This is a genomic window from Streptantibioticus silvisoli (assembly GCF_027947535.2).
Lineage (GTDB): Bacteria > Actinomycetota > Actinomycetes > Streptomycetales > Streptomycetaceae > Streptantibioticus_C > Streptantibioticus_C silvisoli.
On record NZ_JAAGKO020000028.1, the window covers coordinates 96195 to 111033 of the forward strand.

The 14839-nt window shown below is 72.0% G+C and carries 11 protein-coding genes, 1 tRNA gene and 1 CRISPR repeat array; of the genes, 8 read left to right on the forward strand and 4 right to left on the reverse strand.

Annotated features, from left to right (window positions below; genetic code table 11):
• Positions 1-46 precede the first annotated feature (46 nt).
• Genes cas7e through cas2e form a run of 5 tightly spaced genes read left to right on the forward strand, consistent with a single transcriptional unit; the run spans position 47 to position 4033 of the window.
• A complete protein-coding gene (gene cas7e, locus POF43_RS19705; protein WP_271322667.1) occupies positions 47-1189 on the forward strand; it encodes a type I-E CRISPR-associated protein Cas7/Cse4/CasC in 1143 nt (380 codons plus the stop codon).
• The gene (gene cas5e / locus POF43_RS19710) at positions 1186-1983 is read left to right on the forward strand and encodes a type I-E CRISPR-associated protein Cas5/CasD (RefSeq protein WP_271322668.1); all 798 of its coding nucleotides are present in this window, start codon (positions 1186-1188) and stop codon (positions 1981-1983) included. The genes cas7e and cas5e overlap by 4 nt, the downstream gene beginning before the upstream one ends.
• A gap of 15 nt (positions 1984-1998) precedes the next feature.
• Entirely contained in the window at positions 1999-2745 is a 747-nt protein-coding gene (gene cas6e, locus POF43_RS19715; protein ID WP_271322669.1) for a type I-E CRISPR-associated protein Cas6/Cse3/CasE, read from the forward strand.
• Positions 2745-3758, forward strand: coding sequence for a type I-E CRISPR-associated endonuclease Cas1e (gene cas1e / locus POF43_RS19720; RefSeq protein WP_271322670.1), 1014 nt, complete (start codon positions 2745-2747; stop codon positions 3756-3758). The genes cas6e and cas1e overlap by 1 nt, the downstream gene beginning before the upstream one ends.
• Positions 3755-4033 (forward strand): type I-E CRISPR-associated endoribonuclease Cas2e, encoded by a 279-nt coding sequence (gene cas2e / locus POF43_RS19725; RefSeq protein WP_271322671.1) that lies wholly within the window; start codon positions 3755-3757, stop codon positions 4031-4033. Before cas1e ends, cas2e begins: the two co-directional genes overlap by 4 nt.
• Before the next feature lie 169 nt (positions 4034-4202).
• Here the strand turns inward: cas2e and POF43_RS19730 are convergent, their stop codons facing one another.
• The 3 genes from POF43_RS19730 to POF43_RS19740 are packed head-to-tail and all read right to left on the reverse strand — an operon-like array spanning position 4203 to position 5922.
• Positions 4203-5090 (reverse strand): hypothetical protein, encoded by an 888-nt coding sequence (locus tag POF43_RS19730; protein WP_271322672.1) that lies wholly within the window; start codon positions 5088-5090, stop codon positions 4203-4205.
• Positions 5087-5650, reverse strand: coding sequence for an RNA polymerase sigma factor (locus tag POF43_RS19735; RefSeq protein ID WP_271322673.1), 564 nt, complete (start codon positions 5648-5650; stop codon positions 5087-5089). Before POF43_RS19735 ends, POF43_RS19730 begins: the two co-directional genes overlap by 4 nt.
• Positions 5650-5922, reverse strand: a complete 273-nt coding sequence (locus tag POF43_RS19740; protein WP_271322674.1) for a hypothetical protein — start codon at positions 5920-5922, stop codon at positions 5650-5652. The genes POF43_RS19735 and POF43_RS19740 overlap by 1 nt, the downstream gene beginning before the upstream one ends.
• A gap of 351 nt (positions 5923-6273) precedes the next feature.
• Here POF43_RS19740 and POF43_RS19745 point away from each other — a divergent pair, with 351 nt between their 5' ends.
• Entirely contained in the window at positions 6274-7077 is an 804-nt protein-coding gene (locus POF43_RS19745) for an SAM-dependent methyltransferase (protein WP_271322675.1), read from the forward strand.
• 77 nt (positions 7078-7154) lie between these two features.
• A CRISPR array of direct repeats spans positions 7155-9440; the repeat unit is 28 nt; unit sequence GGAACACCCCCGCTTGCGCGGGGCCGAC.
• A gap of 958 nt (positions 9441-10398) precedes the next feature.
• Here the strand turns inward: POF43_RS19745 and POF43_RS19750 are convergent.
• Positions 10399-10474, reverse strand: a tRNA-Arg gene (locus POF43_RS19750).
• A 380-nt stretch (positions 10475-10854) separates the two neighbouring features.
• Between POF43_RS19750 and POF43_RS19755 the strand changes: the two genes are divergently transcribed.
• Both POF43_RS19755 and POF43_RS19760 read left to right on the forward strand, forming a co-directional pair.
• Positions 10855-12768 carry a dynamin family protein gene (locus POF43_RS19755; RefSeq protein ID WP_282704677.1) on the forward strand — a complete coding sequence of 638 codons (1914 nt, stop codon included), beginning with the start codon at positions 10855-10857 and terminating at the stop codon, positions 12766-12768.
• 762 nt (positions 12769-13530) lie between these two features.
• Positions 13531-14839, forward strand: a 1309-nt coding sequence (locus tag POF43_RS19760) for a GTPase (protein WP_282704678.1), incomplete at its 3' end; no start/stop codon positions are given.

Sequence of the window (14839 nt, forward strand, 5' to 3'; positions counted from 1 at the left end):
AGGCGCGGGCACCACGATCCGACCTGCCCGAAACAGGAGCACCATCATGGCCCCGCGCCTCTACATCGACGTCCACATCCTGCAGACCGTGCCGCCCGCCAACCTCAACCGCGACGACCAGGGCAACCCCAAGGAGGCCTACTTCGGCGGCGTCCGCAGGTCCCGCGTCTCCTCGCAGGCGTGGAAGCGCGCCACCCGCAAGGCGTTCGCGGAACAGGTGCCCGAGGCCGACCTCGCCGTCCGCACCAAGAAGATCGCCTCCCGCCTGGCCACCGGCATCGGCAAGCGCACCGGGCTCGACGAGGAAGCCGCCGCCCGGCTGGCCGGCGCCCTCCTGGCGCCCCTCGGCATCAAGGCCGGCCGCAAGGCCGGCGACACCGCCTACCTGCTGTTCTACGGACGCCGACAGCTGGAGACCGTCGTCGACCTCGTCGCCGACCGGGCGGCGGAGCTGACCGCGCTGACCGACGACGACCTCGCCGAGCAGATCAAGAATCTCGATGTCGCCGGAGCCTTCGGCACCGGACACCCCATGGACGTCGCCCTGTTCGGACGGATGGTCGCCGACATCCCCACGCTGAACGTCGATGCCGCCACCCAGGTCGCCCACGCGCTGTCCACCCACGCCACGGAACTCGAGTTCGACTATTACACGGCCGTCGACGACGAGAACGAGAAGGAGGAGACAGGCGCCGGCATGATCGGCACCATCGGCTTCAACTCCGCCACCCTCTACCGTTACGCCGCCGTCGGCCTGCACCAGCTGACCGACAACCTCGGCGGCGACACCGACGCCGCCCTGGCGGCTGTCGAGCTGTTCGTCGACACCTTCGCCCGCTCCATGCCCACCGGCCACGCCAACTCCTTCGCCCACCGCACCCGCCCCAGCCTGGTCGCCGTCGTCGTCCGCGAAGACCAGCCCGTCAACCTCGTCTCCGCCTTCGAACGCCCCGTCCCGCCAACCGCCGGCCTGGCCACTGAATCCGCCGACCGCCTCGCCCGTGAGTACGGCGACGCCGTCCGCGCGTGGGGCGACACCCCGCTGTACAAGGCCGCCTGTCACACCTTCGGAGAAAGCGAACAGACCACCAGCCTTACCAAGGCATTCGGCGTCGGCGTCACCTTCTCGAACTTGCTGACCGGCCTGCGCGCCGAGCTGGCCGCAGCCGTCGAACGGGATCAGCGGTGACCGGCACCACCCCGACGGACGAAGCCGTGCTGGTGCTGCGATTCGCGGCACCCTTGCAGTCCTGGGGCGGGCGCAGCGCCTTCAACCGCCGCGACACCCGGGCCGAGCCCACCAAGTCCGGTGTCCTCGGACTCCTCGCCGCCGCGGCCGGACGGACGCGCGAGCAGCCCATCGAGGATCTGCTGCCGCTGCGCCTGGGCGTCCGGGTCGACCAGCCGGGCACCCTCCTGCGCGACTACCACACCGTCAGCGACTACCGGGAACGGCCACTGCTCCAAAGCGCTGTCAACGCCAAGGGCGTGCAGAAGCTCACCTCTCCGGCCAAGAACACCCACCTGACCACGCGGTACTACCTCCAGGATGCCGTTTTCGTGGCCGCGATCGCCGGCCCCCGCGACCTCATGGCCACTTTGGAAACAGCGGTCCGCCGCCCCGCCTTCCCCATTGCCCTTGGACGGCGCTCCTGCGCCCCCACCCAGCCGGTGGGCCTCGGCCTGTACGGCGGCGGTCTCGACGACGTCCTGACCGCGCTCCCTTGGCAGGCCGCCGAACACGTGCGCCACTCGTGGGCCCGACGGCGGACCGACCCCACGACGACCGATCTGGCCGCCACCGTCGAAGACCCGGCCGGCGACGACGTCCTGGACGACGTGCCGACCTCTTTCGACCCGCTCCGGCGGGGGTTCACCACCCGCAATGTGCGGCACACCTGGCTGACCGTGCCCACCGGCCTGCCCCGCACCGCCCGTGACGACGACGGTCCCGCCCATGACCCCTTCGCCCTTCTGGGCTGACCCCACGGACCAGTGATGAGCTACCTATCCCGCATCCGCATCAACCCGCTGCGCTCCGCGAGCCGCAAACTCCTCGCCAGCCCGCGCGCCATCCACGGCGCCGTCATGGGCGGACTGCCCGACCACAACCCGGACGACCGCATCCTGTGGCGGCTCGACAGCGACAACCCGCACCGGCCAGAACTGTTCGTCCTCACCGCGTCCCACCCGGACTGGACCCACGTCGTCGAATCCGCCGGTTGGCCCGGCGCCGAGGGCGAACACGCCGCCGTCCGCGACTACACCCCCGTGCTCGGCCAACTCGCCGCAGGCCGGGAGTTCGCCTTCCGCCTCACCGCCAACCCGGTCCAGAACACCCGGACACCGGACAAGCCCTCGCCTCAGCAGGCGGCCCGCCCGGACCGACCCCGCTCCTTCCGCATCGGGCACCGCACCGCGAGCGCCCAGCTGAACTGGTTCCTCGAACGCACCGAAAGCTGGGGCTTCCACGTCCCCGCCCCGCCGCCCTTCACCGACACCACCAGCACCCAACCCGACCCGGCCGAACTCCGCGATGTCCGCATCACCTCCCGGGACCGCCGCACCTTCACCAAGAACGGCCGCGGTGCCCCCGTGACCCTGCACACCGCCACCTTTGAGGGGCGTCTGCGCATCACCGACCCCGCTGCCCTGCGCGACCGCCTGCTGACCGGCATCGGCCCCGCCAAGGCCTACGGCTGCGGACTGCTCACCCTCGCACCGCTCACCGCCAAGGCGGCCTGATGGCCGACATCTGGTGGAAGGCCCACCCCCACGACCTGAACCGCCTGGCCGACCGCGTCTCCAGCGTCTACGTCGAACGCAGCCACCTCGACCGCGACGAGAACGCCGTCGTCATCATCAACAAGCGCGACACCGTCCGCGTCCCCGCCGCCATGATCGCCGTCATGCTCCTCGGCCCGGGCACCCGCGTCACCCACGGCGCCATCCGCCTGCTGGCCGACTCCGGCACCGCCGTCTGCTGGGTCGGCGAACAGGGAGTACGCATGTACGCCGCCGGCCTCGGCCCCAGCCGCGGCGCCGGCCTGCTCCACCGCCAGGCGCACCTCGTCACCCGCCCCAAGGAACGCCTCGCCGTCGCCCGCGCCATGTACGGCATGCGGTTCCCCGGTGAGGACGTCTCCACCTGCACGATGCAGCAACTGCGTGGACGCGAAGGAGCCCGCGTCCGCAAGCTCTACCAGGCCCACGCCAAACGCGCCGGCGTCCCCTGGAACGGCCGCGTCTACAAAGCCGGCGACGCCTTCGCCGCCGGCGACGACCTCAACCGCCTTTTGTCCGCCGCCAACGCCGCCCTCTACGGCATCTGTCACGCCGTCATCACCGGCCTCGGCGCCAGCCCCGGCCTCGGCTTCGTCCACACCGGCGCCGCCACCTCGTTCGTCATGGACATCGCCGACCTCTACAAAGCCGAGTACACCATCCCCCTCGCCTTCGACCTGGCCGCGAAGGGCCTCATCGAAGAACGCGACGCCCGACTCGGCCTCCGCGACCGCATCGCCGCTGACCGCCTCCTCGGCCGCATCGTCAACGACGTCAAAAACCTCCTCAACCCCGAAGACGCCGACTTCGGCGACATCGACACCAACGAACTGTGGGACGAACGCACCGGCTCCGTCGCCGGCGGCACCAACTACGCCCAACAGGCTTTGCGCAGCGCGGACATGGGCGAACAGCACATCGCCGTCATCGGCCCGGAATTCGACGAGCCGGACCCTCAGGCCGACGCCTCATGACCGTCATCATCCTCATCGCCGCCCCCGACGGCCTCCGCGGCCACCTCACCCGCTGGATGATCGAAGTCAACGCCGGCGTCTTCGTCGGAAACCCAAGCCGCCGAATCCGCGACCGCATATGGGAACTGCTGTCCGCCCGTATCGGCGACGGCCAGGCCGTCCTCGTGGAGCCGGCCTCCAACGAACAGGGCTGGACCGTCCGCACCGCCGGCCGCGACCGCTGGCGACCCGTCGACTTCGACGGGTTGATCCTGTCGGCGCGCAACCACCGATAAATTTCACCCCGTTGATCCTGCCGGACGGTCAGCGGTGCCGGACAAGATATGGGGGTACGTCCGGGAACCGTGAGCTGCGATGCCGGGGGAACCGGCAATGGCCGCCACGAGCTGCGCACGGCGACGCGAGTCCGGTGACGACTTGCGGGACGGCCCCGGTGTCGCGGTGTCACGCGGGCATCGGACTCTCCCGGGCGGTGTGGCCCGCAGGGCGCAGCGACGGCGTGGCCGACGTGGCGCCGTCCGGATGCCCGGTGGACGGATGCGGCAGGCGTGACCTGCGGTCGGTGATCGCGTCGGCCAGGGTGCGCAGGGCGTCGATGGCCCGGTCGCGAACGCGCCGCTGGTTCTCGGCCGCGGTGCGGTCCGTCACCGGATCGGGTCCCGGCGTCGTTTCCTCGACGAGGCGGTGCAGCGCGCGGACGACGTCCTGCGGGAGTTGCGGGTTGCCGTCCTGCTGTTTGCACTCGCGCAGGAGCGTCCGGCCGATGTTCGCCGTCAGCAGGCCCGGCAGCTCGAACGTGTGGGTGGTTCTGGGACCGGGGAGGGCGGCGATCTGCTTCGCCTGTATTCGCCAGTGCCGCGCGTCGCGGTGTTCAGAGCGGGCGCGATGGTGGAGGAAAAGGCAGAACGCCCCTCCGTAGACGCCGGCCCCGGCCGCGAATCGCCACCAAAACCTGGCATGGTCATCATGTCCTATCAGATGGAGCATGCAGGCGAATACCAGCGCGCCCTCCGGCGCCAGTCGCTGGTAGAGCAGTTCTTCCAGCAGAATGGTGACCTGCGGAACACTGACGAACAGGCTGGCCATCAGGTCGAGGTCGTGTCCGGCCTGCTCCTCGTCTGTGGCGAACAAGGTCGGCTGGACCAGGATGTCCGGTTGGCCCTCAGCCGGGTCCCGAGGACCTTCGGCCCGACCGGGGCCTGGCAGCACCCGCGGCATCTCCAGCTCGCGCAGCGCGAGCGCGCAGAGCTCCTCGACGTCGGCGTCGCTGTACTCGTCCTGGAGGACCGCGGCGTCCTCCAGCAATTCGTCTATGGTCGGCAAGTCGGTCATTTCACCCTCTCTTCCGTGTGCAGAACGCCGGACAGCCTTCTGGTCAGGTTTTCCTTCGCGGCGCGGATGTTGGTCGACACGGTGTTGGTCGTGATCCCGAGGTACTCGGCGATGTCCTCGATCGACTCCTGCAGGACGAAGCGCAGCACGATGACGTCGTACTGCTGTTCCGGTAGATCGGAGATGGCGCTGTACAGCCCCAGACGGCTCTCCAGTAGCGCGAAGCAGCCTTGCGTCTCCCACAACATCATCTTGCGCACCGCCGCCTGGAACGCGGCCGTCTCCGGCATGCGGGGCCCGCGATCGTGTTCGACCAGCCACCGCTCGACCTGCGCCGTGAAGACCTTGCGGATGTGAGCGGCGACGGAGGGCTGCCGCAGGACGGAGGGCCAGGTGCGCCCGAGTTCCGTTGCGGTGGCCCGCATCACGTTCATCGCGGCGTCGCGGCTCCCGGTGTGCAGATGGGCGTAGCGCAGCCAGGCATGGCCGTTCCGGCGGACGACGGAGTCGAGCGTGAGCGTCAGGTGCGGATCGGGGCCCATGGAACGGGTGGTGACCATCAACGGCCTCCGGTCACGTCGAATCCGAAGCATCCCAGCGAGTCCGCATCGGCGAGTGGCGGGCCGTCGTCGTGCTGAGACCGTCCTGCCGGCCAGTGCGTCGTGCGCGGACCGGGCCGCCGCAGTTCCTCGAGCCCGGCGCGCACGGCATAGCCGAGCAGCCGACGGCCCGTGGTGCGCAGACGAGCGTGCAGGATCCGGCCCATGGTGAGGCCGTCCCTGGCCAGCATCCGCGCCGTGGCACCCCACAGTACGGCGGTCGGCAGATCCATCACTGCGATCATCCTTCAATGCGGCCGGCCGCCGCGCGTGCTGGCGGTCCGGCAGGACGCCCCGAAGCGCGGCCTACTCATCAGCCAACCGGATAAGCCGCACGAATCTGCAAGCCCGCAGTAACTCTTTCTCGGAGCCGCACGTATAGCTATGTGCCGCACTTGGTACGACCGTTCCCGGATGCGATGTGACGGGGTTCCCGGTCGCACGGCCGGATTATGGGCGAGGACGGTAGGGCACTCCAGGAGTGACGGACGGAAGCGAGGGAGACCATGATTGGGTTACCACCGTCAGACCCACCCGGCGCCACTGGTCGGGAGCGGGACGAGGCAAGCGAGGTCAGCATGGGTATGGGCATCTTGGACCTGGAGATCGACAAGGCGCACTCCGCCCGGATGTACGACTACTTCCTCGGCGGTAACACCAACTTCCCCGCCGACCGTGAGGCCGCTGCCCGTGCCATGGAGGCGTTCCCGACGGCCCGCATCGCCGCCCGGGTCAACCGCCAGTTCATGCGACGCTCCACCCGTCACCTGGCGGCCGGTGGGATGACGCAGTTCCTCGATATCGGGACGGGCATCCCCACCTCGCCCAACCTGCACGAGGTCGCGCAGCGGCAGAGGCCGACCGCCCGCATCGTCTACACCGACAACGACCCGATCGTGCTGGCCCACGCAGCCGCCCTGATGCACAGCACCCCGCTGGGGCGCACCACCTACGCGCAGGCCGACCTCACCGAACCGGAAGCGCTGCTGGCCGGTACGGAACTCAACGCCACCATCGACCTGGACGCGCCGGTCGCGCTCAGTCTCAACGCGGTGCTGCACTTCCTGCCCGACGACCTGCACCCCCACGCCATCGTCGAGACCTTCAAGGAACGCCTCGTCCCGGGCAGCACCATGACCATCACCCACTCCACCCCCGATTTCGCCCCCGAAGCCGTGCGCCGGGCCTCGGAGGCATACCGAGCCGCCGGCACCCGTGGCCAAGCCCGCACACACGCCGAGTTCACCCGTTTCTTCGACGGCTGGGAACTGCTTGCCCCGGGCATCACCGTCCCGACCCGCTGGCACCCCGCTCCCTCCGACGAGTTCGCCGACGCCACGGACGCGGAGGTCTCCTGCTACGTGGCCGTGGCCCGCAAGCCCGTCTGATTCCTCCGGTGACCCGCTGCCATCCCCGCTCGCGCGGGGCCAATGGTCTGCGGTACGTACCGCATTTGGTACGGCCAGGACCATCCCCGCTCACGCGGGGCCGACTCGCCGACTTGATCGGCCAGCAGCACGGCGCCCGGAACACCTCCGCTCGCGCGGGGCCTACTGGACGCTGCGCGGCAACCAGCTGGTACGCCGCGGAACACCCCCGCTTGCGCGGGGCCGACCGCACACCGACGAGAGGAAGACCCCCATGGGCGGGAACACCCCCGCTTGCGCGGGGCCGACGACGGGGAAGGGCAGGTTGTCCATCGTGAATGGGGAACACCCCCGCTTGCGCGGGGCCGACCAACCCCGGCCGGCAAGCGCAGCACCAGACCTAGGAACACCCCCGCTTGCGCGGGGCCGACTCTGCGGCTCCCGCTGACCTGCTGACCATGCTGGGAACACCCCCGCTTGCGCGGGGCCGACACCCGGCCGCAGGAACCTGACCAGCGGCAGAGGGGAACACCCCCGCTTGCGCGGGGCCGACTGCCAGGTGCCGTAGGCGATGCGGCGGTATCGGGGAACACCCCCGCTTGCGCGGGGCCGACGGGCATGCGCCCGCTCGGTCTCAGGGACGTGGGGGAACACCCCCGCTTGCGCGGGGCCGACATCGGCAAGGGACAGACGCCGGTCCGTGACCGGGGAACACCCCCGCTTGCGCGGGGCCGACCGGTGACGACCAGGCTGACGACCAGGGTGTCGGGGAACACCCCCGCTTGCGCGGGGCCGACCCCGCGCCCCCTTGAGCGCCCGCTTCGCCGCCCCGGGAATACCCCCGCTTGCGCGGGGCCGACGCATCACCGTCCGCCTCGTCCAGTCCGACCCGTGGAACACCCCCGCTTGCGCGGGGCCGACGAGTTCGACGCCGATGCGTCGGGATCGGTCGCGGGAACACCCCCGCTTGCGCGGGGCCGACCCCCCGGAACCACCCCGGAACCACCCCTGGTGGGGAACACCCCCGCTTGCGCGGGCCGACAGCCGCTCGCCTTCCGGCAGGTTGGCCTCCTGGGGAACACCCCCGCTTGCGCGGGGCCGACCGTGCTGCCGGGATACCGATGACGTGCCCGAGGGGAACACCCCCGCTTGCGCGGGGCCGACGAAGGTCGAGCAGGCCGGGCAGGCCGGGCGCTGGGAACACCCCCGCTTGCGCGGGGCCGACAGACTTGATCACGTGCCAGATGTCGGACATGCCGGAACACCCCCGCTTGCGCGGGGCCGACACCCGGGCCCCGCTCCGGGGTGGTGGTCGAGGAGGAACACCCCCGCTTGCGCGGGGCCGACGTTCTGACCAGGCTTTTTGGTAGGGGTGGTCGGGGAACACCCCCGCTTGCGCGGGGCCGACACCGACTCGAAGTCGGAGCCGATGTGCTCGACCGGAACACCCCCGCTTGCGCGGGGCCGACCGGTCCGCCTCGCGCGGGATCTCCGGGCGGGGCGGAACACCCCCGCTTGCGCGGGGCCGACGGCCTGCATCCGGTAGTCGACGGCCACGTCGCGGGAACACCCCCGCTTGCGCGGGGCCGACTCGTCACTGACGCTGGACGTCGCCGACGTGCTCGGAACACCCCCGCTTGCGCGGGGCCGACCCGATGACACAGAGGCGGACACCGCCGTCATCGGGAACACCCCCGCTTGCGCGGGGCCGACTTGATGAACCGCATGACGCCGACCCACAGCAGCGGAACACCCCCGCTTGCGCGGGGCCGACCATCCGACCGGCCGACGACACCACCCCCGGCGCGGAACACCCCCGCTTGCGCGGGGCCGACGCCGAATACCTGGGCGTCGACCCCGGTACCGAGGGAACACCCCCGCTTGCGCGGGGCCGACTCCATCGGCACCCTGCTGGGCGGCGGCGTGGGGGGAACACCCCCGCTTGCGCGGGGCCGACCTCGACCCGGCCGGGGACTCCTCCCGGTCGGCGGGAACACCCCCGCTTGCGCGGGGCCGACCGGCCGAGGAGTGGGTGGAGATTGGCGTACTGGGGAACACCCCCGCTTGCGCGGGGCCGACCTCGACCCGGCCGGGGACTCCTCCCGGTCGGCGGGAACACCCCCGCTTGCGCGGGGCCGACATCTGGCGCGGCTGCTGGCCGAAGTTCGGGCGCGGAACACCCCCGCTTGCGCGGGGCCGACGTCCTGGGCCATCAGCCGGCCGAAGTTCGACTCGGAACACCCCCGCTTGCGCGGGGCCGACCGTCTCGCAGCCCTCGGCGGCCAACCGTGCGTCGGAACACCCCCGCTTGCGCGGGGCCGACAGGTCGTGGCCGCCCATCGGGCCCATGATCGAGGGAACACCCCCGCTTGCGCGGGGCCGACACTAACTGACCTGCCAATTTACTCGCCATCAACGATGTTTTCATTCGGTTCGACCACGAGAGCTTGGTGCCGAACGGCGGGATCTCGACTCAACCTTCGAAGCTCGACTGAGTACACCCACGTTGCTGCCCCACCCAGCCGCAGCGGCGGATCGTCCCGGTTCCGGGATTTGCGGCAACCCTCGCCTCACCCGCACAGCCCGGGACAGAAGCCGGGCACACGAGCGGTTCGCCGTCCCCATCCCCCGGGACGGCGGCATCGCCGACCTTCTGTCCGAGGCCGGCAGTCCCTACCGCCGCTTTGCCGCCGTACTCTGCGAATCGATCGAGCGGGTCGTCCGCCTCACCTACTCAATACCAAGATCGAGTACGAACTCGAACAGCGGGTACGGTGGCCGTCGACTCGGGATCACCCCCGCTGGTACGGGGATCACCGGGCCTTGGACGTCACCGCGGTGTATGTCGCGGGACCAGCCCCGCGGGTGCGGAGACCACACGGCCGGACCGTGCACGCTCCTGTGTTGCCGGGGGCTACCTCCGCGCCTGCGGGGGGAGCCCGTGGGCGTGAGGCAGGGCCCGGCGGGTGGTCTTCACATCTCGCCAAGCCGACGCGCCGGTGGGAAAGTGGACGTGCGGCCTGCGGTGCGTCTGTCTGATCACCGGGTTGAACGATGGCGTTCTGCCGGCACAGGTGGCGGGGTGGGCCGGGAACGGCGTGCCGGTGCTGTTGTCGGCCTGTGTGCGGTGCACGTCGGGGTGGTCCGGGGTCGGCGGTGGTCTTCCTCGTCGTGCCCTGAGGTCTCGTCCGCGTGGTGTCCGTGGTCCCCCGCAGCACCCGGCCGGAGCCGGAGGTTGCCGGAGTGGTCCGCCCCTGCCAGGTCGTCCGTTCCGGCTTGCGCCGGGCGGCGGAACGTGCCTGCTGACCTGCGAAAACGATTCTCCTGCTGGGCAGGAGAAGGTGGTGCCCCCGGCAGGACTCGAACCTGCGGCCAAGCGCTTAGAAGGCGCCTGCTCTATCCACTGAGCTACGGGGGCCGGGTTGCGGCCGAGGGCGGTGTCCGGGCCCGCGGTGGGGGTCGGGGTCGGCCGGGGGCCGGGGGTCCGTGACCTTGCCGGGGACAAGGATAGAGCGCTTCGGACGTAAGACCGGTTGCTTCACCTCCGTGCCACGTTGTGGAGGTTCCGTGAAGCGCTCTGATAATCGCAGGGGCGGGTGAATCCTGCACGGCTTTTGACCTATCTGGCGCCGGGTGTTGTGCAGTCGTTATTTGACGGGCCCCATGCATCCCTTTTGCCGCCTCGGTCCCCCAGGATGCCAGTGCGACGGGAGGGGTGTGCGGACAGGGGTGGGCCGAATGAGGCGGGCGGGCCCGGTCATGCTTCAAAAAACGCTCAAAATTGGGCATTCTTCGCATGTGGCGATCCTTGACGTACAGCCGGGGCTGATCGGTGCGCTGTCGGTGTTGCGGGAGCGGGTCGACGAAGCGCGGTTTCCGCTGGAGTTGCCGGGGGCGTCGCGGGCCCGCAGAAGCCGGGACGAGGTGCTGGCGCAGCTGGACGACTACCTCCTGCCGCGGTTGCGCACGCCGGACGCGCCGTTGCTCGTCGTCGTCGGCGGGTCCACCGGGGCGGGGAAGTCCACACTGGTCAACTCGCTGGTCGGCCGGCGGGTGACGCAGGCGGGCGTTCTGCGGCCGACGACGCGTACTCCGGTCCTCGTCTGCCATCCGCAGGACCGCGCCTACTTCGCGGCCCGCAACGTCCTGCCCGGCCTTCGGCGCGACGAGCCCGGCGCCGCAAGCCGGTTCACCGCCCGCCTGCGCCCCGACGGCTACGACCCCGGCCCGCCCGGCGGCTCCCACGACGCCGCCCCCTACGACACCGTTCACCGCGACACCGCCCCCTACGACACCCCCCACCGCGATCCCCTCCGCCGGGACGTCAGCCGGCGCGATCCCCTCCACGGTGAGGGGGCTCACCGCGATGCGGGCTATGGCGGTGACCGGATCGAACGGATCGTCGGACCGTACGACGTTCATCCCGCGCGGAGTTCAGCCGGGACCGGCGACTTCGGCGGGACCGGTGGCTTTGACGGGACCGGTGAGTTCGACGGGCCGGACGGCTTCGACAGGGCGGACGACGGCTCGCCGGGCGCGTTGCGGCTGGAGGTCGCCGACACGTTGCCGCGCGGACTGGCGCTGCTGGACGCGCCGGACATCGACTCGCTGGTGGCGGCCAACCGCGATCTGGCGGCGCGGCTGATCGGCGCGGCGGACGTGTGGGTGCTGGTGACCACCGCCGCGCGGTACAGCGACGCGCTGCCGTGGAATCTGCTGCGGTCGGCACGGGAGTTCGACGTGACGCTGGGGACCGTACTGGACCGGGTGCCGCACCAGATCGCCGACGAAGTGGCGCACGACTACGGGCTGATGCTGAACCGGGCGGGGCTGGGGGACGTTCCGCGGTTCACCGTGCCGGAGCTGCCGGAATCGGCGGGCGGCGGCGGGCTGTTGCCGCGCAGCGCGGTCGCGGAGCTGGGGGAGTGGCTGCGGCACGTGGCGCAGGACCCGGCGGCGCGGCATGTCGTGGCGCACCGGACGGCGACCGGCGTACTGGAGTCGTTGCGCAGCCGCATCCCGGCGCTGGCCGGGGCGTCGGCGGCGCAGCACGCGGCGGTGGTGCGGCTGTCCGGGCACGTGGTGGAGGCGTTCGCCGGCGCCGCCGACCTGGTCGGGTCGGCGGTCGCGGACGGCGAACCGCTGACCGGCGAGGCGTACGCGCTGTGGCGCGGCTACCCCGGGTGCGGGCCCGAGGCGGTTCAGGAGGCGCTGGCGGAGGGCCTGGCGGCGTTGGTGCGTACCGCGGTCGCGGCGGCCGACGACGAGGCGGGCGCATGCTGGCGCAGGGATCGCGCCGGCGCGGTCGCGCCGCCCTACCGGGTCGACACCGCGGCGGCCGCGTTCCGCATCGGCGCCCGGGTCGCGCGCTGGCGCACGGCGCTGGCCGACCTCGCCTACGAGGAGGTGCGGTTCGCCCGGGACGGCGAACGCGCGCCGGTCGACCCCGAGGACGTCGCGGTCCTGCTGGGCGTGTCGCTGCTCGGCGGCCGGCGCGCCGCCCCGGCCGGCGAACGGCTGGCCGAACTCCTCGGCGCGCTGGTCGCCGTCCGCATGCAGGACCGGGCCCTGGACGAACTCAAGGCGGCGGTGAGCGGGTTGCTGCTCGCCGAACGCGAACGGCGGCTGGCGCCGCTGGACGCGCTGAAGGTCGCGCCGGGACAGCAGGCGGACCTCATCTCGACATTTTCGGTACTCCAGAAGGTGAGGTGAGCGACGGTGACCACCAGGTCCGGCTTCGCCGGCGGCAGTTCGCAACCGTCCCCCGAAGGGGGCGCGGGAGGTTCCTTCGGCGGAGGGGACCCCTTCTCCGGTGGGGGCTCGGGGGGTTCTTTGGGCGGAGGGGATTCCTTCTCCGGTGGGGGCGCGGGGGGCTCCTTGGGCGGAGATGCGGGAACGTCCTTCGGCGGAGGGGCGGGAACAGGCCCCGAAAGAGGTACGGGGCGTGCTTCCGACGGTGGTACGGGGATCGGCCGCGCCGGTGGTACGGGGGCGCGTTCCGGGGGCGTGGGAACGTCGGCCGGTGCGCCGGGGCGCGTTTCGGGGCGCGTGAACGGGCGGGACGCGGGACGGGCCGGAACGGGTGACGTGGTGGGGCAGGGCGGGCGCCCTCGGGACGGGGAGCGGGCCGTAAGGGAGGACGGGCGCACGCGGGACGGTGAACGGGCCATAAGGGAGGACGGGCGCACGCGGGAGAGGGAGCGGACGCGGGACGAGGAACGACCGCGGGACGGGGAGCGCACCCGGGGCGGCGCGCGGACGTGGGACGGGGAGCGCCCTCGGGACCGCGACGGGGAGCGCTTCCGGGACCGGGACGGAGAGCGGCCCCGGGAGGCCGGGCGGCTGCGGGAGGCGGGACGGGTGTCGGGGTGGGGAGCGCGGGAGGATGATCGGACCGTCGGTTACGCGGAGGGGTACCGGGACGAGCGGAACGCGCGACCGGGCGGTGGCGTGGCGGGACCGCGACGTGACCCCTTGCAGCGGCGGGTCGACGCGCTCGGCGAGTTGCTCGGCCTGTCCCGCACCCGGGTGGAGCCGGACGCGCTGGCCGAGGCCGGCGAACTGCTCGACCGGATCGCCGAACGCCGCAGGCTCTCCCTCGACCACACCGTCGTCGCGCTGGCCGGGCCGACCGGCAGCGGGAAGTCGTCGCTGTTCAACGTGTTGACCGGCCTCGAACTGTCCGAGGTGGGCGTGCGGCGCCCGACGACCGAGGCGCCGGTGGCGTGCGCCTGGGATCCGCGCGGATCGGTCGGTCTGCTGGACCGGCTCGGCATCGCGCCGCACGCGCGGTTCGCCCGGCGCAGCCTGCTGGACGGCGTCCACACCCGGCCGGGCGGGTCGGACGCCGGTTTCGAGGGTCTCATCCTCCTCGACCTGCCCGATCACGATTCCGCGACCGGCGAACACCGCCGCCAGGTCGACCGCATGCTCGCGCTGGTCGACGTCGTCGTGTGGGTGGTCGACCCGGAGAAGTACGCCGACGCGCTGCTGCACGAGCGCTACCTGCGGCCGCTGGCCAGCCACGCCGACGTCACGCTCGTCGTCCTCAACCAGGCCGACCGGCTTTCCTACGAGGCCGCCGACCAGGTCCTCGACGACCTGCGCCGCCTGCTCGACGAGGACGGCCTCGCGGTCGGCGAACACGGAGAGGCCGGCGCCGTCGTGCTGCGCGCCTCCACCCTGACCGGCGAGGGCGTCGCCGACGTCCGCGCCGCGATCGGCCAGATCGCCGCCGAACGCGGCGCCGCCAACCGTCGCGTCGCCGCCGACATCGACCGCGCCACGGCCCGGCTGCGCCCGGTCTACGTGGGGGCCGGCGCCGTCGGTCTCACCGACCACGCCCGCGAGACGTTCGTCGGCCGCCTCGCCGAAGCGGTCGGCGCCGGCGCGGTCGGCCACCTCGCCGAGCAGGAATGGGCCGACGCCGCGGCCCGCGCCTGCGGTGTGCCGTGGGGGCGCCTGGTGGAACGCACGCCGGGGGACGCCCCGGCGGGCGACGAACTGGACGGGGAACCGGGCGACGAAGTGGGCGACGAACTGGGCGGGGAACCGGACGGAGAGTCGGCCGCCGCGAGGAGCGGGATGTTCGGGGCGGAGGGAGTGTTGTCTGGGGGGCGCGGGGGTTCGGGGGCGCCTGGGACGTCTGGGGTGCTCGGGGGATCGGACGGGGCACGTCCTGCGAGAACGGGATCGGGCGCGGGAGCGGGAGCGGGAATGGGAACGGGGGATGGAGCGGGAGCCGGGCAGGGGGCGATGGGGGCGTATTCCGGGGGCGCGGAAG